Genomic DNA, 24,319 nt, shown 5'->3' with positions numbered 1-24,319 from the left:
GAAAAATTTGATTTTTATTTTTAGTTGGTTGGTTAAGCTATAGGCCTGATTTTTTTGATCAGGCCTATTTCTTTTATACCAATTCGACTTTAAAGTTGAATTGGTATTATATGGTTCGTAATACGAAATAATTTTTCTTACCGCGCTGTAGCAACACAAACTTGTTATTGATTAGATCGTTAACAGTTATACTATAACCTTCTTTTACCTTTTCTTTGTTTACAGAAATAGAATTTTCCTTTAAAGCGCGTCGTGCTTCACCATTAGATTTCAAAAAACCACCCTTTTCGGCCAAAGCCCCAATAATATCTAAACCAGATTCTACTTCGGACTTTGCAATCTCCGTTTGGGGCACACCCTCAAACACGTCTAGAAAGGTTTTTTCGTCTAGTAGTCTTAAATCTTCACTAGTCGATTTTCCAAAAAGAATTTCACTTGCCCTTATGGCATTCTCTAAATCTTCCTTAGAGTGTACCATTGTTGTTATTTCTTCAGCCAATCGCTTTTGTAAAGCTCGTAAATGTGGTGCTTCTCGATGCTCTAAAACTAAGGCTTCTATTTCCGACCTTGTTAAAAAGGTAAATATTTTAATATACTTCTCGGCATCGATATCGCTTGTATTCAACCAATACTGGTAGAATTTGTAAGGAGATGTCCTTTCGGCATCCAACCATATATTTCCTCCTTCGGTCTTACCAAACTTTGTTCCATCGGCCTTTGTTATTAATGGCCAAGTTAAAGCATAGCCTTTTCCGGCATCAATACGGCGAATGAGCTCTGTGCCAGTGGTTATATTCCCCCATTGGTCACTACCTCCCATTTGAAGCGTACACTGCTTATCTCTATATAAATGCAAAAAATCGTAACCTTGCACCAACTGATAGGTAAATTCTGTAAAACTCATACCCACTGAAGACTCGGAAGACAGACGTTTTTTAACGGAATCTTTTGCCATCATATAGTTTACCGTAATATGTTTTCCGACATCACGGATAAACTCCAAAAATGAAAATGCTTTCATCCAGTCGTAGTTGTTCACTATAACGGCTGCATTTTCGGCATCACTATCAAAGTCTAAAAAACGTGCCAATTGTGCTTTAATAGCATTTTGATTATGTAATAGCGTTTCTTCATTAAGTAAATTGCGTTCTGCCGATTTCCCCGAAGGATCACCAATCATACCGGTAGCCCCCCCTACAAGTGCCACTGGCTTATGCCCTGATAATTGAAAATGTTTAAGCCCCATAACGCCTACCAAATGCCCAATATGCAACGAGTCGGCCGTAGGATCAATACCAACATAAGCCATACGCATCGTTTCCAGCAAATGCTCTTCGGTACCAGGCATACTATCTTGTATCATGCCCCTCCATGTTAATTCTTCAACAAAATTCTTCATCAGCTATATAATTTTAAGTAAACTACCCTAGGTAATCCCACAAGGTATTTATAGAAAAACATTTTAATTTTGAGGCAAGCCTCAGAACGTTTAAATCTCGATTATCGAGTAAACTTTGGCAAAGATAAAAATCAATGTATAATTACTCATGCATTATGAATAATTCTTTACTTTAGTTGCATGATTTTAGTAACAGGAAGTACTGGTTTAGTAGGTTCGCATTTGCTTTATAAACTTGTAAGTAACAACGAAAAAGTACGAGCCATTTATAGAAATGAACAAAAACTAACCAATGTAAAACATATTTTTTCTACGTATACCCAAAATCACCATGCTCTTTTTGATGCTATTGATTGGGTAAAAGCGGATATTTTGGATATCGACCGACTATCTGATGCTATGATTGGTATTACTTATGTATATCATTGTGCTGCTTTTGTTTCTTTTGAACCTGACAAATACCAATTGTTAAGAAAAATAAATATTGAAGGCACCGCTAATGTTGTGAATCTTTGTATATCATATAATATCAAGAAACTTTGTTATGTTAGCTCCATTGCGACCATAGGCAACTCGACTAACAACACCCCTATTACTGAAGATACGAATTGGAACCCTGAAGCAGACAATAGTGTATATGCCATAACAAAATACGGAGCCGAAATGGAAGTTTGGCGTGCAACGCAGGAAGGCTTAAATGCCATTATTGTTAATCCAGGCGTTATTTTAGGGGCTGGTATTTGGCACTATGGCAGTGGTAGTTTGTTTAAAAAGGCAAGTAAAGGTTTTAAATATTACACTTCTGGGGATATTGGACTTATCGCCATTGAAGATGTTGTTTCCATTATGACAACACTTCTAAACAGTCCCATAGTAAACGAACGCTTCATCCTAATAGCTGAGACGTGGGCCTACAAAGATTTCTTGCAATCCTTGGCACAATCTGTCAATGCCAAAAAACCACTAAGACAAGCATCACCCCTGCTATTAAGTTTGATATGGCGTTTAGATTGGTTAAAAAACAAGCTGACTGGAAAACGAAGATTACTAACCAAACAGTTGGCTACATCCTTACAATCGGAAAAACACTATAGCAGTGAAAAAATCAAAACTGCCTTAAATTATAATTTCAAACCTATAAATGAGTGCATTTTTGAAGTTGGCGACAAATTCCTTAAACGGGATCAATAAGTACGCCTTCTTCTTCTTTTTCAATTAGCTTCTTCTTAGTATCATTTCCAGTAGAATCCTTTAATTTTTTCTTTGCCCGCTCAATAGAATCCTTCGCTTTTTTCTCCTTAAGTTCGCGCTCTGTTTCTTCTTTTAATAGTGTCTCGTATGCTTTCTTTAGTATGTCTAAACTGTCTTCTAATTTTTTATAAATCTCATCATAGTCTTCAATGTGAAACGTGTAATATTCGTTGCTTAATGCAAACTGTAAGCTATCAATATTGTATTTTGAAAACACATAGGTCTCTGCGTCAACTCCTTTCTCGTCTAATATTCTTTTATTCTTACCGGTTGTTGAAGACAATAATTTAAGATCTAAAAGAATATTGACCATTTTATCTTTAGAAATTAAATGTTTAGGCTTTTTAGGAGCCTTATATTTGTAGCATGCCGTTACAAACAACACAATTCCCAGATATAATATTACACGCTTAAAAATCATCTATTAAAAGTTAATCGCTTAGCAGCCTTTACATTTGTAAATTTAGCATTTTGATATACCAAACCACCATTAACAAAAGTATGTGTTATTCTTGATTTGAACGTGGTACCTTCAAACGGCGACCACCCACATTTATACAAAATATTATCTTTTTTAACAGTCCAAGGATTGTTTAAGTCGACCATTACCAAATCGGCAAAGTAACCTTCTTTGATATATCCTCGCTTTTCAATTTCAAACAACATTGCAGGATTATGACACATCTTCTCAACAATTTTTTCTATTGAAATTTTACCTTTATGGTACATTTCCAAAATTGCGGGCAGCGCATGCTGAACCAAAGGCCCTCCAGAAGGTGCTTTGGTATAAACATTATTTTTTTCATCAATGGTATGTGGTGCATGATCGGTAGCTATAACATCTATTTTATCATCCAGCAAAGCTTTCCACAAGGCATCTCGGTCGTTTTTAGTTTTTACTGCCGGATTCCATTTTATTAGTGTTCCCTTATTGTCATAGTCATCGTTTGTAAACCATAAATGGTGCACACAAACCTCAGCAGTGATCTTTTTATCTTTTAACGGGATCTTATTGGAGAACAATCCGGTTTCTTTCCCTGTAGACAAATGAAAAACGTGCAGTCTGGCACCCGTTTTCTTGGCCAATTCAATCGCTTTTGAAGATGACAAATAACAAGCTTCTTCACTCCTGATATTAGGATGGTATTTAATGGGGATGTCGTCTCCAAACTTTTCTTTATAGGCTTCAAAATTTACCTTGATGGTCGCTTCATCTTCACAGTGTACAGCAATCAGCAAATTGGTTTTAGAAAAAATGTTTTCCAAAACCTCAGGATTATCAACTAACATATTCCCAGTAGACGACCCCAAAAACAGCTTTAAAGCAGCAACATTCTTGGCATCTACCTTTAAAATTTCATCTAGATTATCATTAGTTCCTCCAAACATAAAGGAATAATTAGCCCATGATGTTTGTGCTGCTATTTCAAACTTCTCTTCTAATTTATCTATGGTTGTTGTTTGTGGATTGGTGTTAGGCATTTCTATAAACGATGTAATACCGCCAGCGATGGCTGCTTTCGATTCGGTTTCAATAGTCGCCTTATGGGTCAATCCCGGTTCTCTAAAATGCACCTGATCGTCTATAACACCCGGCAAAATATACTTGCCTTCGGCATCTATTACATGTACATCTGCCGATTTGGCACTTATAGATTCACTTACTTCCTTTATATAGGTATCTTCTATTAATACATCCCCCTTAAAAACGGAACCTTCATTTACAATGTGTGCGTTTTTAATCAATGTTGTTTTTAGTTTCATCTTCTTCTTTAATAATTACCTTGTTCCTTTCAACCAATTACCATACCGTTTTATAGGCTAACTTTTAAATAAACTTTTTAATTTCATAGAAATAACACCAAAAATAGCTTCAGAAATAATACCGGAACTCAACTTGGACTCTCCTTTTGTCCGATCTGTAAAAATAACCGGCACTTCCACAATATTAAACTTTTTTAAATAAGCTTTAAACTTCATTTCTATTTGAAACGCATAGCCTACAAACTTCACTTTATTTAAATTTATGGCTTCCAACACATGCCGTTTATAACATACAAAACCAGCTGTTGTGTCATGAATACTCATTCCTGTAATAAGTCTCACATATTTTGAGGCCATATAGGACATTAAAACCCGGCTCATAGGCCAGTTAACCACGTTAACTCCAGTTATATACCTTGAACCAATAGACAAATCGGCACCATCAACACAAGCCTTATGCAAGCGAACCAAGTCTTTGGGGTCATGCGAGAAATCGGCGTCCATTTCAAAAACATAAGCGTAATTTTTGTTGAGACTCCATTTAAATCCATGAATGTAAGCTGTTCCTAATCCCGACTTTTCTTTACGGCTTTCTAAAAACAACCTGCTTGAAAACTCTTTTTGTAGTTCCTTAACCTTTAAACCCGTAAGGTCGGGAGAATTATCATCAACAATCAGGATATGCACATCATTCGATTGAAAGAACACGGCTCTAATGATAGCTTCTATATTCTCTATTTCATTGTATGTTGGAATGATAACAACCGTATCTTGCATCCGCTAATCTAATTGAAATGGTATAATTTTAGGCAAATGTACATTTTTTTATAATCCACATTGGCAAATAAATTACAATACCTATCAACGAAAAACAAAAGACCCCTATAAATTCGATCATGGACTTGCAACAAAAATTTAAAGAACAAGGATGGGTAAAAAACTTAATTTCCTGGCAACTTTGAATGATCTCTTGATTAATTATAGGGCATTTTTAAATTTTTACGATAATTTTGCCACATGTTACGTGATACCACATCAAACGAATTGTTTACCATTTTAATCGTTACAGGGTTAATATTTGTTACCCTGGCTAAGCTCATAGCCTCTAAACGTTTTAATGATCTCATATCCATTGCAGGCAACTTTAAGTACCTTAAAATTTATGGCAGGGAACAAAAATTCCTGGATACTTTTGACGCCCTGCTGTTTGTTAACTTAATACTGTCGGTTTCTGTTTTTGGTTCAATTATTTATCAAAACACAATGGAAACAAAAATTCTCTCGATAAATATTATCATCAAATTAATTATTGGGATTGGTTCCCTAATTTTAATAAAAGTACTTATAGAGCGTTTAATAGCCAGTCTTTTTGATATCGATAAAATAATAGACGCCTATTTGTTTCAAAAGATTAGTTACAAAAACTTTATGGGGCTACTTCTAATTCCGATGAACGCCCTACTGCTTTATTCCATTCCCCCATCATTAACCAATATTTATATAATGGTTATAATACTATTAATTATAAATTTGTTAGGGGTAATGACATCGTTTAAATCGTATCAAAGTTTAATAAAACACAACTTTTTTTATTTTATTTTGTATCTTTGCGCACTTGAAATTGCACCTTATATTATTTTATACAAGGTGTTTATTGCCTAACAAAGAACAAACTACTTGCACTCATGAAAGTAAAAACAATTTTAGTATCTCAACCAGAACCTAAAATAGAGAACTCACCTTACTTCGATTTACAAGAAAAACAAAAAGTAAAAATAGATTTCAGACCTTTTATTCATGTTGAAGGCGTTTCTGCAAAAGACATTAGGCAACAAAAAGTTGACTTAACTAAATACACTGCTATTATACTAACAAGCCGAAATGCTGTAGACCACTTTTTTAGAGTAGCAGAAGAAATGCGATTTAAAGTGCCGGATACCATGAAATATTTTTGCCAGTCGGAAGCTGTTGCTTATTACTTACAAAAATATGTGGTTTATAGAAAACGTAAAATCTATGTGGGCAAACGTACCTTTTCCGAATTGTCTCCATTAATCAAAAAATACAAAGACGAAAAATTCTTATTACCAAATACCGATAAAGTAAAACCTGAAGTTCCAGAAACCTTAAACGCATTAGGCATTGATTGGAAGCAAGCTACATTTTATAAAACGGTTATTAGTGACCTTTCTGACTTAGCAGACGTATATTACGATGTTTTGGTATTTTTTAGCCCTTCCGGAATAGAATCTTTATTCCATAATTTTCCAGATTTTAAACAAAATAATACGCGCATTGCTGTATTTGGAAATACAACCATTAAAGCCGTTGAAGAAAAAGGATTGCGTGTTGACATTGCAGCACCAACGCCTGAAACACCATCGATGACCATGGCTCTGGAAAAATATATTGAAAAAGCTAACAAAGGGAGGTAACAATCCCACAAACTCATATAAAAAGCGCGATTTAATTTTTTAAATCGCGCTTTTACATTTAAAAGGCATAACGTTGCGGGCCACCACGACGGATTTCTTCACTGCAATAGGCTTCAAACTTTTTAAAGTTTTCACGAAAAGCATTGGTTAATTTAAAGGCCATTTTATAATAAGCTTCATCATCATTCCAAGTGGCACGAGGACTTAAAACTCGTGTCGGCACCCCTGGGCATGTTCTGGGCTGTGCAACGCCAAACACAGAGTGTATATGGTAATCATCGTAATTGTACAAACCCAAGTCACCATTCAATACCGCATTGATCATAGCGCGGGTATATTTTAATTCCATGCGCTTCCCAACACCGTAAGGCCCTCCGGTCCAACCTGTATTAACCAGCCATACGTTTACACCGGCCTCAATCATTTTATTGCTTAACATTTCGGCATATTTTGCTGGATGCAACGGCATAAAAGGCGCTCCAAAACAGGCCGAAAATGAAGGTACCGGTTCAACCACACCTGCTTCTGTTCCTGCTACTTTTGCAGTGTAACCTGAAATAAAATGGTAGGCTGCCTGACTTGGCGTTAATTTAGATATTGGTGGTATAACCCCAAAAGCATCAGCCGTTAAAAAGAAGATGTGCTTTGGATTCTTACCTATGGATGGTTGTTGGATATTCTCAATATGATGGATAGGATAACTTACCCGCGTATTTTGGGTAATGGAAGTATCTTTAAAATCAACATGCCCATTAGCGTCCAAAACAACGTTCTCAAGAATTGCGCCTTGCTTAATAGCATCATAGATTTCTGGTTCGTTGTCTCGCGATAGGTTTATAACCTTAGCATAACAACCGCCTTCAAAATTAAACACGGTATTTTCATTAGTCCACCCATGTTCGTCGTCTCCTATTAAACTTCTGTTAGGATCGGTAGATAAAGTTGTTTTTCCTGTACCGGATAAACCAAAAAAAATAGCGGTATCACCTTCGGCTCCCACATTGGCACTACAATGCATGGGTAAGGTGTTTTTAAATACAGGCAATATAAAATTGAGTGCCGAAAAAATACCTTTCTTAATTTCTCCTGTATAGCCAGTTCCGCCAATCAAAGCTATCTTTTTGGTGAAATTCAAAATCGCAAAGTTATGCTGGCGCGTGCCATCTTCATCTGGATTAGCCATAAACCCAGGCGCATTAACAACAGTCCATTCTGGCGTAAAGTCCTCTAATTCGGCTTCCGTTGGTCGCAAAAACATGTTATAGGCAAACAAGTTACTCCAAGGATATTCATTAATAACACGAATATTCAATTTGTAATTGGGGTCTGCACAGGCATAACTGTCCCTAACAAAAACCTCTTTATCCGATAAATACGCCACAACTTTATTATACAAAGCGTCAAACGTATCGGCATCAAAAGGAATATTAATATCACCCCACCAAACACGATCTTTAGTAATATCGTCTTTAACTATAAATCGATCTTTGGGAGATCGCCCCGTAAACTCACCGGTATTAACTGCTAACGCTCCGGAAGAGGCTTCAACACCCTGTCCTTTTTCGATCGTGATCTCATGAAGTTGTTCAGGAGACAGCTGATAGTTTATTTTTGCGTTTTTAATACCATATCCATCCAACGAAATCGTTTTCGTAGTTTGATTGTAATTCACCATATTTTGCTATAAAATTATTTATATCGCAAAATTAAAACATTATTTTAAGTTATGTGTAATTATTACTTGTTTTTGGAATTCATTTTTAAAAAATTCACAAACATAAAGCTCCATGCTAAAATTAACAACAAGCCTCCTATAGGCGTTATAAAAGCAATGTGCTTAAAGTCAAAACCTGTTAAGGAATTTGTAGCCAACCCATAAATGGATCCTGAAAAAAACAACAGCCCAAAAACTGTACAATAGAAGATACGTTTTTGCAACCTTTGCCCAATAGCAGCAGTACTCCCAACAAACAATAATAACAAAGCATGATACATCTGATACCTTACGCCTGTTTCAAATGTTTGCTGTGCTTCCACTGTAATTAATGCTTTGAGCCCATGAGCGCCAAAGGCTCCAAAAGCAACACTTGTTAAACCTAAAAGTGCTGCGGTAATTAATATTGTCTTATTCATGTTCAAATATTTAAAAACGCCTAGTATTTATTACATTCGTAAAACAAACTTACTTAACTAATCTCATTATGCGAAAGATTTTAGTCATTGGTTCAGGGAAATCCACCTCTTATCTATTAAAATACTTATTAGATAAATCGGATTCAGAGAACCTTTACATTACCATTGGCGATCTTAATACCGACCATGCCAAAAAGCTTATTGGAAACCATGAGCGAGCAACGGTTGTTCCTCTTGATATTTTTAACGAAACATTGCGTGTTAAGGCTATTAAAAAAGCCGACATAGTTATTTCTATGCTTCCTGCTCGTTTTCATATAGAAGTCGCAAAAGACTGTGTACAGCTCGGCAAGCATTTGGTCACTGCTTCTTACGTAAGTCCAGAGATGCAAGCTCTGGATAAAGATGCTAAAAACAAAGGCATTATACTCATGAACGAAATAGGTGTCGACCCTGGTATTGACCATATGAGCGCTATGCAAGTGCTGGATAAAATACGTGACAATGGCGGCCACCCTATTTTATTTGAATCGTTTACTGGCGGTCTTGTTGCTCCCGAAAGCGACACAAACCTATGGAACTATAAATTTACTTGGAATCCACGTAATGTTGTTACAGCAGGTCAGGGAAGTGCTGCTAAATTTTTACAAGAGGGCACTTATAAATACATCCCTTACAACCGACTATTTAGACGTACTGAATTTTTAGATATTGATGGATACGGACGTTTTGAAGTATACGCCAACAGGGATTCACTTAAATACCAAAGTGCTTATGGTCTTGATACTGTAAAAACCCTATACCGTGGCACTATAAGACGTGTAGGCTTTTGCCGTGCTTGGAATATATTTGTCACACTAGGTATGACCGACGACAGTTACACTATTGACGACAGTGAAAATATGAGCTATCGCGATTTTGTCAATGCCTTTTTGCCTTATAGCCCATCAGACTCGGTAGAACTTAAACTGAGACACCAACTTAAAATAGACCAAGATGATATTGTTTGGGACAAACTAGTTGAACTGGACATCTTTAATCCCAACAAACGTGTTGCCTTGAAAAAAGCCACACCAGCACAAATTCTGCAGAAGATTTTAATGGATAGCTGGACTTTGGCCGAAGACGATAAAGACATGATCGTTATGTACCATAAGTTTGGTTACGAATTAAACGGTAAAAAACACCAAATTGACGCAAGCATGGTTGTTTTGGGAACAGACCAAACCTATACAGCCATGGCAAAAACGGTTGGCCTGCCGGTAGCGATGGCTACGCTCGCTATTTTAAATGGAAAAATTACCACACCGGGGGTACAGATCCCGATTAGTAAAGAAGTATACGAACCCATATTAGAAGAGCTTAAAACATTTGGCATTGGTTTTCATGAAAAAGAAGTCCCTTATCTGGGCTACAATCCTTTAAACAATTAGCACACAACCACAATAATGATTACAAATTAAAACCAAATAGTTACTTTTAAATTTTAAAATGAAGCCTCCATTAATATGAAGACCAAAAACAAAGTCATTACTATAGATGGCATTGACAAAAAAATACTGCGCGCATTAATGGCCGATGCCAGAACGCCTATTCTTGAAATTGCCCGTAATGTTGGCATTTCGGGTACCGCCATTCACCAGCGTTTACGAAAACTGGAAAAAGCCAAACTCCTATCGGGCTCAAGATTTGTTATCAACCCCAAAGTATTAGGGTATTCAACCATGGCTTTTATTGGTCTTTATTTAGACAATAATGTAAATAACGATTCCGTTTTTAGAGAACTAAAAAAAATCCCCGAAGTTGTAGAATGTCACTACACAACGGGACAATGGAATGTCTTTATAAAAATGCTCTGCTTTAGTAACGAGCATGTTATGCATTTGCTTAACAACAAAATACAATCTATCGTTGGGGTTTTAAGAACCGAGACCCTCATTTCTTTAGATCAGCAAATTGATAGGCAGATAAAAATTTAAAATTAAAGCTTTTTCTTACGTGATTTTTTGTATCATTGCATCCTTAAATCTTAGACATTAAGAAAATGAAAAAAATAACCTTCTTCTTATTAACTTTTCTTGTTTTTGCTCAATCTTTTTCCCAAGATAATGTTAATAGCACAAATACCGATTCACAAAATTTTAATGAATTAAAACTAAACGGACTCTTTTTAATTGCAGGAGCCATTGAAGTTTCTTACGAAAAAACCCTTAACGAAGAATCTGGTGTAGGTGTTTCTATATTTTTGCCTTTTGATGATGAAGTAAAAGATGATATTAACTATTATTTATCTCCATATTATCGATTTTATTTTGGAACAAAATATGCTTCTGGATTCTTTTTAGAAGGATTCGGAATGCTTAATTCTGTTAATGAGTATTACTTTTCTTCAAATAACAATGACATTATAACTGAAAAAAACTCTATTACAGATTTTGCTTTGGGCATTGGCTTAGGTGGCAAGTGGGTTACGAACAGTGGTTTTATAGGAGAATTAAATCTTGGCTTTGGAAGAAATCTATTTGGAGATTATAATGACGAATCTTTAGAATTTGTAGGTAAGGCAGGCATTACATTAGGCTATAGATTTTAAAAATATCCTTTTTAATTAAGAGACTGTTTAAATTCCACCTTTTGGTTTTGTTATGCCTCTTTTTTCACCACTTTTCGTTATGAAAATCCTCATTTAGCGCTGCTAAACTCCGATTTTAAAGCCTTAATTGGCAAAAGAATGACCTATAACAAATTTCAAAAACGAATTTTAAACGGTCTCTAAAAATCCCAAGCATAACACTTGGGATTTAATATACTATGAGAAATGCTGGAATTAATTTAGCATGACAAATAGTGTTTTATTACATCTTCATCAACCAAGAACGCACATCAACTTCTTGCTTGATGATGTTTCTTAAATCATCTATTTTAACACGTTTTTGCTCCATGGTATCCCTATAGCGAATGGTTACCGTATTATCTTCTAAGGTATCATGATCAACAGTAATACAAAATGGCGTTCCGTTAGCATCCTGACGTCTGTAACGGCGCCCTACTGCATCCTTTTCGTCATAACTTACATTGAAGTCCCATTTTAGATCATCTACAATTTTACGCGCTATGTCTGGCAATCCATCCTTTTTAACCAATGGCAATACAGCAGCTTTTATAGGAGCCAAAACGCTTGGTAATTTTAAAACCGTACGGGTAGTCCCATTTTCCAGTTCCTCTTCTTGTAACGAATTAGAGAACACCGCCAAGAACATGCGATCTAAACCAATAGATGTTTCCAACACATACGGCACATAACTTTTATTTTCTTCAGGATCGAAATATTGTAATTTCTTCCCTGAATATTTCTCATGCTGACTTAAATCGAAATCGGTTCTAGAGTGAATACCTTCCAACTCTTTAAAACCAAATGGGAACTTGAATTCTATATCGGCAGCAGCATCAGCATAATGTGCTAATTTCTCATGGTCATGGAAACGGTAATTATCTTCTCCCATACCCAAAGATAAATGCCACTTTAATCGGGTTTCCTTCCAATGCTCGTACCATTCTTGTTGCGTTCCAGGCTTAATAAAAAACTGCATTTCCATTTGCTCGAACTCACGCATTCTAAAAATAAATTGTCTGGCAACAATTTCATTTCGAAACGCTTTTCCTGTTTGTGCAATCCCAAACGGAATCTTCATCCGGCCGGTTTTCTGAACATTTAAAAAATTAACAAAAATACCCTGTGCCGTTTCGGGTCGCAAATACAAATCCATCGCATTTTCGGCAGAAGCACCCAACTTAGTACCAAACATTAAGTTAAACTGCTTAACATCTGTCCAGTTTTTACTTCCTGTTAACGGATCGGCAATTTCCAGTTCTTCAATAAGCGCTTTTACATCAGCCAAATCTTCGTTTTCCAAAGATTTTGCCATACGCGAAAGTGTAGTGTTAATCTTTTCCTGATAGCCAAGAACCCTTCCGTTAGTAGACAAAAATTCCTCTTTATTAAATGCCTCTCCAAAACGTTTAGCAGCCTTGGATACTTCTTTATCTATTTTAGCTTCAATCTTAGCACAGTAATCCTCAATTAAAACATCTGCCCTATAACGTTTTTTTGAATCCTTGTTGTCAATTAATGGATCATTAAATGCATCAACATGCCCAGATGCTTTCCAAGTGGTAGGATGCATAAATATAGCAGCATCGATCCCCACAATATTTTCATGCATCTGCACCATGGCTTTCCACCAATAGTCGCGAATGTTTTTCTTTAGCTCAGCACCATTTTGTGCATAGTCGTAAACTGCACTTAATCCATCGTAGATTTCACTACTCTGAAACACGTAACCATACTCCTTTGCGTGAGAGATTACTTTTTTAAATTGATCATCTTGATTTGCCATCCTGCAAAAATAAAAAACCGCTGAAAACAAATAGAGATGTTTGTTAAAAATTAAGTGCGAAATTGATTATTTTTTTACTTATGTTTACAAGACAGCTTATTTACAATCCATGTTTAAGTCCTTAGTTAATTTATTTTTCCCAAAAGTATGCTACGCATGCCTTAACTTATTACAGGACAATGAAGAAACCATTTGTGTAGATTGCAGACATGCTTTACCTGTTACCAACTTTCACCTTAACAATGACGATACTGTTTTAAAAGTGTTTTATGGTCGCGTAAAAGTAGCACAAGCAACAGCTTTACTACGCTTTGAAAAAAAAGGCATTGTCCAACAGCTTATCCACGGACTAAAATACAAAGGTTATGAGTCGGTTGGGGTTGTTTTAGGGCAATGGCTGGGGAACGAGCTAAAAACCATTCCGGCATACAACACTATCGACATGGTTATTCCTGTACCCCTTCATAAGAGCAAATTAAGAAAAAGAGGCTATAATCAGGTTGCTAAATTCGGAGCCTGTATTGCCGAAGCACTAGATAGCGGTTATTCCGACAATGTGCTGGTAAAGAAAACCAATATTACATCCCAAGTCACTAAAAAGCGATTTGCCCGCTGGCAAAACAACGAAGCGCATTTTACACTTCAAAACACTAAGACAATAGAAAATAAACACATTCTCTTAGTTGACGATATTATAACGACCGGAGCTACTTTAGAAGCCTGTATAACGGTATTAAACCAAGCCCAAAACGTAAAAATAAGTGTTGCTACCATGGCAATAGCTTAATGAGTTAGCCGTTATCTCTTTAAAATTATGTAGGTTTGTGAAAAATTTAAAACTGGTAATGCATAAAGTCCTTTCGAATTTTATTTTAGTTGTTTTTATAGGTTTAATTATTGTGAGTTGTGCCAACCGCGGTTCGCCTGATGGCGGGCCAAAAGATGAAACACCGCCAGTTATTGTTAAATCGGTTCCAGAAAACTACTCTACCCAATTTAAAGCAAAAGAAATTAAGGTTTATTTTGACGAGTTCGTAAAAATAAAGGATCTGCAAAAGCAGCTCATTATATCCCCTCCCATGAAAACGCAACCCGAGATAACACCGCTCGGTAGTGCCAGTAAATTTATTACCATAAAAATTTTCGACACTTTACAACCTAATACAACCTATGCCTTTAATTTTGGGAACAGTATTACAGACAACAATGAAGGCAACCCTTTCCCATATTATCGTTATGTGTTTTCTACTGGCGATTATATAGATTCTTTAACTGTTAAAGGCCAAATAGTAGATGCCCTAAAACGGAAACCCGAAACCTTTGTCTCTGTTGCCTTGTACGAAGTAGATTCTACGTTTAACGATTCTATTATTTACAAAGAAGTTCCTAAATATATTACCAATACGCTAGATAGTGTCACTACCTTTTCTATCGAAAATGTTAAAGCGGGGAAATACATGCTTATGGCTTTAAAGGATGGCAATGGCGATAATAAATTCCAGCAAAAAACCGATCAAATCGGTTTTCATAATACCTTTATTGAAGTACCTACCGATTCGCTTTACACCTTAAAGTTATTTAATGAAGATATTGATTTTAAGCCCGTACGTCCGCGTTTATTTTCTGGTGAAAAAATAGCCTTCGGTTATGAAGGTGATCATAGTGATGTGAAAATTACTATGACTTCTGAAGTCCCCGATGATTTTGACTACAGAATCACCAAAGACGAAAAAGCCGACACGTTATATTACTGGTATAAGCCCAGGCTGGAAGTAGATTCTTTACTGTTTACGGTATCCCACCCCACAGTTAAAAAAGATTTTACCGTGCGCATTAGTGAGCAACCCAGAGACTCTTTAACCTTAAAATCGTTCCCATCGGGAAATATTGGTTACGACGAACCCTTTAAGATCTTTGGAAGCGTTCCGTTCGTTAATTTCGACCCTTCAAAAGTGACCATTATAGATAAAGACTCTTTAAATGTCGATTTTACAACGACTTTTGATACCATTACAAACGCCTATGCCTTTAATTTTAAAAAGGTCGAAGATAATAACTATAAGATACAAGTCCTTCCGGAAGCATTCACTGACTTTTTTGACGACAAAAATGACACGTTAAATTATTCAGTTAAAACTAAAAGGGAATCGGATTACAGTAAATTACGTATTATTTTAAAAAATGCCGTATACCCTGTTATTGTTCAGTTAACAACAGAGAAAGGTGAGATAAAATACGAACAATATGCCTCCGAAAACAAGGTGTTTGATTTTCTAACCGTGGATCCCGGAAAATATTATGCAAGGGTTGTTTTTGATAGTAATGGGAATCAAAAACACGATACGGGGAACTATTTGAAAAAACAACAACCCGAACGTGTTAGTAATTTTGAATTGGATGACGACATGCGTTCTGACTGGGACACCCAACAAATATTAGAGCTCATACCACAGTAAAGGCATCTCTGTCGTTTAAAAACTTAAACTTACTTCTGTAGGCCGTAATGTGTCTCTTTTCCAACGAAACGAGAACCGTTTGCTCTTTACCCGGGCGTGTGTTTGCTATACACGCTCCTAACACATCGTAAACCGCCGAATGCCCCAGATACTCAATATTTACACCATCAACTCCTACCCTGTTTACCCCAATGCAATAACTCATGTTCTCAATGGCCCTTGCTTTTAACAAGGCATCCCATGCTTCAACTCTTGGCTTGGGCCAATTAGCAACATAGATTAAGACATCATAATCCTCGGTGTTTCTTGCCCAAACAGGAAAGCGCAAATCGTAACATATCAACGGACAAATTTTCCAGCCCTTGTAATCCACAATTATTTTTTCTGTGCCTGCCGTATATGTCTTTTCTTCGCCCACCAATGTAAAAGTGTGACGCTTATTGTAGGTTGCAATAGCGCCCGAAGGCTCCACAAAGAGCAGTCGGTTATAGTAATGTCCGCTATCTTCAATTACCAAGCTCCCCATCAAGGCTGCATTGGTTTTTAAGGCCGTTTCCTGCATCCATCTTACTGTTTCGCCATCCATAGTCTCGGCAACCGCTTTGGCATTCATAGTAAAACCTGTCGAAAACATTTCCGGGAGAATAATCATATCAACAGCTTCATGGATAGCTTGTATTTTCTCAGAAAAACGACTGCGATTCTGTTTGGGATCTTCCCATACCAAATCGGATTGTAGTAAAGCTATTTTTAATTGGTCTTGCATAGTTAAATCGTGTTTATGATGTCTGCTGCACGTTTTAAAGTATCATCGGTTTTTGCAAAACAAAAACGGAGTACTTTATTATTTATGTCCTTATTGTAAAATACCGATAGAGGTATGGAAGCCAACTGTTTTTCTTTTACTAATCGTTTTGCGAGGTCAACATCACCTTCTTGGGTGATAGCAGAATAGTCCAATAGCTGAAAATACGTTCCCTTGGAAGGCGTAAAACGGAATCGCGATGGCTTTATTAAATCCAAAAACAAATCCCGCTTTTTCTGATAGAAACCGGACAACTCCATATAATGACTTGGCTCTTCAAGATAATCGGCCAAGGCTTTTTGAGTAGGGTGGTTAATACAAAATACATTAAACTGGTGTACTTTTCTAAACGCATCCATTAAGACTTTAGGGGCACAGCAATAACCTACTTTCCATCCGGTATTATGAAAGGTCTTTCCAAAGGAAGCAGCCACGAAACTTCTTGCTTTTAGGTCGGGAAATAAACAGACACTCTGATGAATGGCGCCATCAAAAACAATATGTTCGTACACCTCATCGCTAAGCACAATAATATTTGTGTCTTTCGTCAAGGCCTGTAACTGCATCAGGTCCTTATCTGAAAAGATAGTCCCTATAGGGTTTTGAGGTGTATTTATGACAATCATTTTGGTGCGATCATTGATCGCTTCTTTTACAGAGTTCCAGTTAACCTGATACTCTGGACCATCGAGTGTTATAGATATGGCCTTACCCCCGTTTAAAGCTATAGCCGGCTCATAGCAATCGTAAGCAGGTCGGAAAATAATCACTTCATCTCCCGGTTTTACAAAAGCTGAAATGGCACAAAAAATAGCTTGGGTTGCACCAGCAGTAACCGTTATCTCGGTTTCGGGATGGTAGCTACTTTTATACAGTACATCATACTTTTTCGCAATGGCTTCACGTAATTCCATATTTCCTGCCATAGGAGCATATTGGTTGTACCCCGAATACATGGCTTTTGTAACCAGATCGATCAACTTCCTATCAGGGCTGAAATCAGGAAATCCCTGCGATAAATTGATAGCATCATACTTTTTTGCCAGATGATTCATGACGGTAAAAATAGTCGTGCCTATATGGGGTAGTTTTGACGGATGTAGCATAGCCGTAAAGATAACTTTAATTAATTCACTCAAACACAAATAAAAACGGACTCTAAAAAATACGAACTGATTTGCAATGTTGAAACAAAATGTAATTGAAACGTCTAAGTAGAAATACTATTCGCTTTTATAAAAATGTACATCGCATATTTCCGACAAAGGAACTTCTAAAGCCTGACTTATCTTGAATAAAGTATGAATCGTGGCGTTAGTTCTTCCCTTTTCAATTCTTGAAATGTTTGTTGTATCTATTCTTGCCTCGATTTTACCAACCAAATCCACCTGAGTTAAACCTTTTTCAAGTCGGATTCTTTTTATGTTCTGACCTACAATTTTTAAAACTTCTGACTTTTTCATATTTGCCATATTTGACAAGTCAAGAAAAGACTTATATTTGCATATATTAATGCCATATATGACAAGTTTTATGAGAAACCAAGAAATAGATTTTTCTAAACTAATTGACAATTGCTCCTTATCTCCAGAAGAATTTGCAAAATACTTAGATTTGGGAGTTGAGATGTTGTTTTACATTGAAGAAGACATTTTTGACAAAAAAGATATTCAGAATGTTGTTTTTACTATGAAAAGAATTGTCGACAACTTAAAAAAATAACAATGAACTTATCTTGACTTTTTTTATTGAAGCGAAAATTAGCTATTTTGAACTTGATATAATAAAATCATTTGATTTCGATACAAAATCCCTTCGGGATTCCACTCAACCTGACATGATTTTCATTCAAAGACTGTCCGTTAACCAAAGCAAAAAACGTCCTTAAACCCATTTAAATTTCTATTATAACCCTTAACCATTTTAATCCAGATTGAAATACACCCCTGCCTTTTCTATAATACTGTCTGCAATGGACAAACAGGCTGTGGCTGCGGGCGAAGGTGCGTTTAACACGTGAATGCTTTTGCCGTTGTAAGCAATCCGAAAATCATCTTCCATACGACCGTCTTTTTTGAGCAGCATGGCACGTACACCAGCCCTTCCGGGTTCAATATCGTCGATAGTCAAAGTTGGTATGAGTCGTTGTAAAGTTTTTAAAAACAGTTTTTTTGAAAAGGCCCTTCGGTATTCATTTACGGCAAACCGGGAGTTATTGAACAACAAGTTCCATGTCCCGGAATAAGTAAGGGCATCCAAAGTATCCTTTATATTAAAATCGGTCTTACCATAGCCTTCTCTTTTAAACGTCATAACAGCATTGGGGCCGCATTCTACATCGCCATTGACCATACGGGTAAAATGTACTCCTAAAAATGGAAATGCGGGATTGGGTATGGGGTAAATTAAATTCTTGACCTTGTCTTTAGCCTGTTCGGTTAAATTATAATAATCGCCACGAAAACCAACTACCTTTTCCCTGAGTTTTACATGGTCTCTTTTAGCCAAACGATCGGCTTGCAAGCCTCCACAAAATATGAGGTGCTTTGTTTGGTACTTATTTTTGTTGGTAATAACCAAACTTGTAGCACTGCCATGAATAAAAGATTCTACTTCCTCCCCAAGCACTATATTACTTTCGGATTGTTTTGCCAAGACCAATTCTGCCAGCTTTTCGGTAGCGCCCTTAAAATCGATAATACCGGTACAGGGCACCCATATACCGCCAATACTTTTTACATGAGGCTCAATATCTTTTAGCTGATTGGCATCTATTTTTTCGATACCCTCGGTATTATTAGCTAAACCATTGTTAAAAATCTTATCCATAAAGGGCAACTCCGATTCATTGACAGCAACAACCACTTTGCCACATACTTCATGTTTTATACCATAGGTTTTAGCAAACTGCACCAACTGCTTACGCCCATCGACACAATTTTTAGCTTTAGCCGAAACAGGCTTATAGTAGAGTCCCGAATGGATAACGCCGGAATTATTGCCAGTTTGATGCGCTGCCAGACGCTCTTCCTTTTCAATGAGCAAAAGCTTTAAATTGGGGTATTTAAGTTGTAATTTATAAGCCGATGCAGCCCCAACAATCCCACCGCCAACAATAGTAATATCATATATTTTTTGAGTTTCCAAAGCAGAGAACATTTACTGCTTGAAAATAGCGATAATTTTAATGTAATCAAGAGACCATTTAAGTTTCACCTACTCTATTCCTTTGTTTATTTCAAGAGATTTCTAATGTTTTACTAAACTTCACCTCCCATTTGTTATTTATTTTCTCTAAAATATATAGATTAACGCCACCACTAATTTTTCCGAAATAATCGCCAACAACTATCGCTGCTCTGGTAAGATTATCATTAAATGATACTTTGGAAAAACTGATGATTCCAGAAATATTAGTATCTGCCTTTTCTTGTCTGCTAATAGTCTGCTTATTCCAAAAAATTAAATCCTCATCGGCACTTTTAATAAGCTTCGCTTTGTCAATCTTCTGCTCTGATTTATCTCTAGACAAACCTTTTACTAATTCCATGTAAGAACTGTCTAAAGCTTTTTCTTCGAATAATTCCTTTGATTTTGCAGGATGAAATCGATTAAAAATACCACTTACATAATCAAAATTAAAATAAACAAAATGATCATGTATTGCGTAAGTGAATTTAAGGGGTTTGAGCTGAGCATAGTTTATGTTGTTTTCTTCCTTAACCTCACTATTAGTTAGTGGCGGCGGAGGTGGCATTAACATTTTAGGTATACGCTTGTAAACTACAGCAATTACATTTAATGCTTCATTTTTAGCTGTTTGGCTAGAAGAACAACTGATAACTAAAGCCAGTAATGTTATCAATAAGAGTTTCATAATTAATCGCATTATAGGCATTTTTTAATTTATTTACGGGTTGAACCAACCGAATTTTATGATATAGAAATCGTTTTTTCATTCTTTACTCTCCACTTCCCATCAACCTTTTCCAACATATAAAGTTTTTCCTTACCAGATAATTTTCCACCATACTTCAAACCTATAACAACCAATGCCTTATCTTTTGTTTTATTAAACCCAACATTGGACAAAAAAACCAATCTATAGTATTCTTTAAAAACGTGCTCTTTATCTAATTTGTTTAAATCGACTATTTTTATGGTATGTCCTAAATTCGTTTTTGTCCATTCTCGGTTAATCAATAAATGATTTTTATTTGCCAATAAATCTTCTCTTGCTGTTTTATAATGTTCAAAACCAAAAATATTAAATGATTTATCGTTATATAATTCCAGACGGTTTGACACAGCAACCTTAAATTTAATCGCTCTCAACGAATCTTTTACACGTTCTGACATTCCTGAATTATCTCCAAATTTTGGTGGGGGCATCAGAGGAACGATTTCCTTGTCTATTACTAAATTGTAAATATCTATTTGATCTTGAGAAACCTTACTGTAACTACATGACGTATTAACAATCAAGATGAGTACAATAATTATATGTTTTAATTTCTTCATAGGGGTATTTTCAAATTATAATTTTCTACATTATCCTATTTAAAGATGCGTTTGACACAACCGATTTCGACGCTATATTCCTTAGGAATCTCACCTAATATGACATGATTTTCAGAAACTTAGCAGGAGGCAATTAAAGTTTAAAACATTAAGGTAACTTCATGCCATCTTTTTTCTGGTCAAAAAGGATAAAGAGTGTATCTCTCTTATGCTGTTGTGACAAACAGCTATGAAAAGGCAAAAGCAGTATGGCAAATAACATAAATTTTTCCATGCGCTTCATCTGTTTAAATCTTATTATTCTTATCCGTTAGATGTAATTGTAATTCGCTATTAAACTCACTGTTGGCACCAAGAATTGTTATGGCTGATTTCATGTCTAATTGCAGTTAGGGCTTTTATTAGAATTTGCCCTGTCCGCCTCATAGCTTATACTGTAATTAGTCTAATTATCTAGATTACAAAAGTTCAAAATCATTATTCTGTTTCTTGCATAAAAACTACTTCAACCATATACAATTTGTTATCTGAAGCTTGCTTTTCTATAACATAATACTTTCTGTTTCCTTTTCTCAAAAAGATAGAATCTCTTTGAATACCATTATAGTTTTTAAGCCATTTTATAGTTTTTACGTTGAAGCCAAGGGTATCTTTTGATGCAATTTGTAATCTTTTAGGATTATCTCCTTTTTCCTTGGGTGTAAAAATTATATTGTCATTTTCAAGCAAATAAATGTATTTCAGACTACCTATACCCTTACTGGTTATTTTGTCATAACCGCTATATTTTTTTGACATCAAGCTATCTTGGGCATTAAAATAAAAATAAAGAGGCTGTTCAATTTGTGATCTTCTAACCATAAAGCTTAAGCTTAACATCACAAATAAAATACTAATTATTAAACAAATTGACTTTTTCATGTTTAGTTACAATTAGGAGTTTTTGTTGAATTAGATTTGGCTGCTTCATAACATATACTATAATTAGCCAAATTGTCTGGGTTACTTAAATACGTCGTTTGTGACTGTGTACCATTTAAGCCTATCCAAGCTAAATTGGTATAAAATGCCTCTAAGGTAAGATCTGGATAACTGTTTACCAAATCGTCAATAAAGATTTGATCGTTTAACCTGAGGTGCACTTCCTGTAAACCTTGGGCAATAAGTCCTATATAATGGTCTGCCATAAACTCGTGCTGCCAATTATTCAGCACCCTATACTCTTCATAAATAGCTGGAAAATCATCAACATCAGGAATGTTAGCTAAATTCCCATTTACATGATTGTAAATCGCTAAATACATATTAGCATGTATGGCTTCATGAATAATAGTTTGTGCTATAAATAAAGTTGGTGTTTGAACGTCATTGATATAATCTTGGTCTATTTTGATAGTAACCGCCCCCTCACTCTTTAAATTGTTTGACGTGCAACCTTCTGGATCACCACTATTTCCACAAGTTAAATTAGGAACAACCTCAAAATACAGATCATATGCTGCATCCTCACCAAAAAAGTCATTTAAAAGCCGTTTAAGTTGGGAATTTTCCAACAACTGCTCGAAAGTACAATTTGCCTTGTCATTATTCTGGAATGTTGTATCTAATATAACCCGTTTGGGAGCAACGGCTTCTGGAGCTGTATTAGTGTAATAGCCACCGCTACCACTCGCATAATAGTTATAGTAGCTATAAGCACTTTGGCTGTAATTACCACCATCGGGATTGCTCACATATACATACTCTGTAGTACTACCATTGTACTGTGTATAGGTATATTCGCTATCGCCATTAGAATATATTTTATACCAATCGGTATAGTAATAGGTTACTACGGGTACATAGCCCCCACCACCACCTCTACAGGGATCCAAGGGGTTACTGTCGCAATCGGGGTCCAGGGAATTACACTTGCTGGTAAGCTTAAGATCCCTAACCACCTTTTGGGCACACTTGGCAGTGGAAAAATGCAATTTGTTTTTAGGAATGAGCTCATTCTCAATACTCTCAACCATTTGTCCATCTTCCCAATATGCAATTAGCGGAAGTTCTCCTTCTAGGTTATAGAAATACAACATCCCACCAAAACTCTCTAAATTAAAAAAACTGTAATCCTGAACAGGACTTTCTTTGTGGGGCTTTATCTTTAATAACGAAACTTCAATTTCATTATTGTTGTTAACAAAGGCTATGACATTAAATATATCATCTTGTAGAATGGAAGACTCCACCTGCCATTTTTCGACAGTTTGTGCTTCAAATACATAGTAGGTAGTACTATCTTTTGTTTGCATGCTTAGGGATTGCCAATCTACAGTTAAATTTCCTTTAAAAATATTACTATCCTGCTTAAGTCGTTGTGCTTCGAACAAGGTTTTTACCTGCCTCACTATTCTTCTTGAACCCATTGTTTCACTTTCTACAAGAGCATCTTTATGGGGTTCAGAGTATTCACAGCTTAAGACTGCACATAGCATTGTAAAAAGGATAAAAAACCTTCTAAAAACAACAATATTGATTTTCATAGTAAATTGTATTATAATTCGCGCAATTTACAAAAAAATTCTATGTGGTAAGTTTTTTCTTCGGTTTAAGTATTTTAATAGTACACCTTGTTAATGGTTATAGTTGTTATCTAAATCAGTTATTATTGTACACAATTGCTACAAAGATCTAAATGAGAATCAAATATCAGGTAGCCTCTTGTTAATAAAGAGTTTCTTGAAACGAACTATCCCCGAGGCAGAGCGAGGAATTCTTTTCGATTAAACCATTTACGACCTAAAATTACTCAAAATAAATAGCGATAATTTTAGAGACTGTTTAAATTCCACCTTTTGGTTTTGTTATGCCCCTTTTTTCACCACTTTTCGTTATGAAAATCCTCATTTAGCGCTGCTAAACTCCGGTTTTAAAGCCTTAATTGGCAAAAAAATGACCTATAACAAATTTCAAAAACGAATTTTAAACAGTCTCTTAATGTAACGTCAAGAGATAAGACTTAAAAACAACACCATTTTCAAATTGAACTCATTATTGTCAATTAGTAGTGATGCGTTTATAATTCATTGTTATTGAATAAATTAGGTTGTTCTTTGAATTTTTGATTGATTTTATTTTCCATAAACAACTCATTTATAGGTGTTTTGTCAAAAGTG

Annotated in this window: 24 protein-coding genes; 9 read left to right on the top strand and 15 right to left on the bottom strand. The window is 35.7% G+C overall.

The features are described from left to right. Positions 1-106: 106 nt before the first annotated feature. Positions 107-1,402: a tyrosine--tRNA ligase gene (tyrS, locus tag JF259_RS13570; RefSeq protein ID WP_199116008.1), complete on the bottom strand. Its 1,296-nt coding sequence runs from the start codon at positions 1,400-1,402 to the stop codon at positions 107-109. 177 nt (positions 1,403-1,579) lie between these two features. On the opposite strand from tyrS, the gene JF259_RS13565 reads away from it, so the two are divergent. Further along, a complete protein-coding gene (locus JF259_RS13565; protein WP_199115923.1) occupies positions 1,580-2,590 on the top strand; it encodes an NAD-dependent epimerase/dehydratase family protein in 1,011 nt (336 codons plus the stop codon). Here JF259_RS13565 and JF259_RS13560 read toward each other — a convergent pair. From JF259_RS13560 to JF259_RS13550, 3 genes are read right to left on the bottom strand one after another with little or no spacing between them, the layout of a single operon-like run. Then, positions 2,574-3,071 carry a DUF4296 domain-containing protein gene (locus JF259_RS13560; protein ID WP_199115922.1) on the bottom strand — a complete coding sequence of 166 codons (498 nt, stop codon included), beginning with the start codon at positions 3,069-3,071 and terminating at the stop codon, positions 2,574-2,576. The two genes, JF259_RS13565 and JF259_RS13560, sit on opposite strands and share 17 nt — an antisense overlap. Continuing rightward, complete coding sequence (locus JF259_RS13555; RefSeq protein WP_199115921.1) at positions 3,068-4,414, bottom strand: dihydroorotase; 1,347 nt, start codon at positions 4,412-4,414, stop codon at positions 3,068-3,070. The genes JF259_RS13560 and JF259_RS13555 overlap by 4 nt, the downstream gene beginning before the upstream one ends. 57 nt (positions 4,415-4,471) lie before the next feature. Next, entirely contained in the window at positions 4,472-5,191 is a 720-nt protein-coding gene (locus JF259_RS13550; RefSeq protein ID WP_199115920.1) for a polyprenol monophosphomannose synthase, read from the bottom strand. A 240-nt stretch (positions 5,192-5,431) separates the two neighbouring features. Between JF259_RS13550 and JF259_RS13545 the strand changes: the two genes are divergently transcribed. Further along, positions 5,432-6,076 (top strand): DUF4271 domain-containing protein, encoded by a 645-nt coding sequence (locus tag JF259_RS13545; RefSeq protein WP_199115919.1) that lies wholly within the window; start codon positions 5,432-5,434, stop codon positions 6,074-6,076. A 23-nt stretch (positions 6,077-6,099) separates the two neighbouring features. Next, the gene (locus tag JF259_RS13540) at positions 6,100-6,849 is read left to right on the top strand and encodes a uroporphyrinogen-III synthase (RefSeq protein ID WP_199115918.1); all 750 of its coding nucleotides are present in this window, start codon (positions 6,100-6,102) and stop codon (positions 6,847-6,849) included. 58 nt (positions 6,850-6,907) lie between these two features. Here the strand turns inward: JF259_RS13540 and pckA are convergent, their stop codons facing one another. Beyond that, positions 6,908-8,524, bottom strand: coding sequence for a phosphoenolpyruvate carboxykinase (ATP) (gene pckA, locus JF259_RS13535; RefSeq protein WP_199115917.1), 1,617 nt, complete (start codon positions 8,522-8,524; stop codon positions 6,908-6,910). A 62-nt stretch (positions 8,525-8,586) separates the two neighbouring features. After that, positions 8,587-8,982 carry a DUF423 domain-containing protein gene (locus JF259_RS13530; RefSeq protein ID WP_199115915.1) on the bottom strand — a complete coding sequence of 132 codons (396 nt, stop codon included), beginning with the start codon at positions 8,980-8,982 and terminating at the stop codon, positions 8,587-8,589. Between the two features lie 68 nt (positions 8,983-9,050). Between JF259_RS13530 and JF259_RS13525 the strand changes: the two genes are divergently transcribed. From JF259_RS13525 to JF259_RS13515, 3 genes are all read left to right on the top strand, one after another. Continuing rightward, positions 9,051-10,415: a saccharopine dehydrogenase family protein gene (locus JF259_RS13525; protein ID WP_199115913.1), complete on the top strand. Its 1,365-nt coding sequence runs from the start codon at positions 9,051-9,053 to the stop codon at positions 10,413-10,415. 75 nt (positions 10,416-10,490) lie between these two features. Next, positions 10,491-10,961, top strand: coding sequence for an Lrp/AsnC ligand binding domain-containing protein (locus tag JF259_RS13520; protein ID WP_199115904.1), 471 nt, complete (start codon positions 10,491-10,493; stop codon positions 10,959-10,961). Between the two features lie 65 nt (positions 10,962-11,026). Next, positions 11,027-11,575 carry a DUF3575 domain-containing protein gene (locus JF259_RS13515; RefSeq protein WP_199115902.1) on the top strand — a complete coding sequence of 183 codons (549 nt, stop codon included), beginning with the start codon at positions 11,027-11,029 and terminating at the stop codon, positions 11,573-11,575. Positions 11,576-11,837: 262 nt separating this feature from the next. Here JF259_RS13515 and JF259_RS13510 read toward each other — a convergent pair whose 3' ends face one another. Next, positions 11,838-13,379, bottom strand: coding sequence for a glycine--tRNA ligase (locus JF259_RS13510; RefSeq protein WP_199115901.1), 1,542 nt, complete (start codon positions 13,377-13,379; stop codon positions 11,838-11,840). 109 nt (positions 13,380-13,488) lie between these two features. On the opposite strand from JF259_RS13510, the gene JF259_RS13505 reads away from it, so the two are divergent. Then, positions 13,489-14,166 carry a ComF family protein gene (locus JF259_RS13505; protein ID WP_199115900.1) on the top strand — a complete coding sequence of 226 codons (678 nt, stop codon included), beginning with the start codon at positions 13,489-13,491 and terminating at the stop codon, positions 14,164-14,166. Positions 14,167-14,203: 37 nt separating this feature from the next. Beyond that, complete coding sequence (locus tag JF259_RS13500; RefSeq protein ID WP_317192089.1) at positions 14,204-15,835, top strand: Ig-like domain-containing domain; 1,632 nt, start codon at positions 14,204-14,206, stop codon at positions 15,833-15,835. On the opposite strand, the gene JF259_RS13495 is transcribed toward JF259_RS13500, so the two are convergent. The 3 genes from JF259_RS13495 to JF259_RS13485 all read right to left on the bottom strand — a co-directional run bounded on the left by JF259_RS13495 (position 15,822) and on the right by JF259_RS13485 (position 18,103). After that, on the bottom strand, positions 15,822-16,601 hold the full coding sequence (locus tag JF259_RS13495; RefSeq protein WP_199115899.1) for an amidohydrolase: 780 nt from the start codon (positions 16,599-16,601) through the stop codon (positions 15,822-15,824). The two genes, JF259_RS13500 and JF259_RS13495, sit on opposite strands and share 14 nt — an antisense overlap. Before the next feature lie 2 nt (positions 16,602-16,603). Next, positions 16,604-17,746 (bottom strand): methionine aminotransferase, encoded by a 1,143-nt coding sequence (locus tag JF259_RS13490; protein ID WP_199115898.1) that lies wholly within the window; start codon positions 17,744-17,746, stop codon positions 16,604-16,606. Positions 17,747-17,863: 117 nt separating this feature from the next. Further along, positions 17,864-18,103 (bottom strand): helix-turn-helix domain-containing protein, encoded by a 240-nt coding sequence (locus JF259_RS13485; protein WP_199115896.1) that lies wholly within the window; start codon positions 18,101-18,103, stop codon positions 17,864-17,866. Between the two features lie 70 nt (positions 18,104-18,173). Between JF259_RS13485 and JF259_RS13480 the strand changes: the two genes are divergently transcribed. After that, positions 18,174-18,362, top strand: a complete 189-nt coding sequence (locus tag JF259_RS13480; RefSeq protein WP_199115895.1) for a hypothetical protein — start codon at positions 18,174-18,176, stop codon at positions 18,360-18,362. Between the two features lie 201 nt (positions 18,363-18,563). Here the strand turns inward: JF259_RS13480 and lhgO are convergent, their stop codons facing one another. The 5 genes from lhgO to JF259_RS13455 form a co-directional block, all read right to left on the bottom strand. Continuing rightward, positions 18,564-19,787 (bottom strand): L-2-hydroxyglutarate oxidase, encoded by a 1,224-nt coding sequence (gene lhgO, locus JF259_RS13475; RefSeq protein ID WP_233164279.1) that lies wholly within the window; start codon positions 19,785-19,787, stop codon positions 18,564-18,566. A 91-nt stretch (positions 19,788-19,878) separates the two neighbouring features. Continuing rightward, positions 19,879-20,517: a hypothetical protein gene (locus JF259_RS13470; RefSeq protein ID WP_199115891.1), complete on the bottom strand. Its 639-nt coding sequence runs from the start codon at positions 20,515-20,517 to the stop codon at positions 19,879-19,881. Between the two features lie 56 nt (positions 20,518-20,573). Next, complete coding sequence (locus JF259_RS13465; RefSeq protein ID WP_199115889.1) at positions 20,574-21,161, bottom strand: hypothetical protein; 588 nt, start codon at positions 21,159-21,161, stop codon at positions 20,574-20,576. Positions 21,162-21,638: 477 nt separating this feature from the next. Continuing rightward, a complete protein-coding gene (locus tag JF259_RS13460; RefSeq protein WP_199115887.1) occupies positions 21,639-22,082 on the bottom strand; it encodes a hypothetical protein in 444 nt (147 codons plus the stop codon). 2 nt (positions 22,083-22,084) lie between these two features. Further along, positions 22,085-23,686, bottom strand: a complete 1,602-nt coding sequence (locus tag JF259_RS13455) for a hypothetical protein (protein WP_199115885.1) — start codon at positions 23,684-23,686, stop codon at positions 22,085-22,087. Between the last annotated feature and the right edge of the window lie 633 nt (positions 23,687-24,319).

The sequence above is a fragment of the Snuella sedimenti genome, assembly GCF_016428595.1.
Classification (GTDB): Bacteria; Bacteroidota; Bacteroidia; order Flavobacteriales; family Flavobacteriaceae; genus Snuella; species Snuella sedimenti.
Note: the sequence above shows the minus strand (reverse complement) of the source record. Positions and strands in the feature narration are given on the sequence as shown.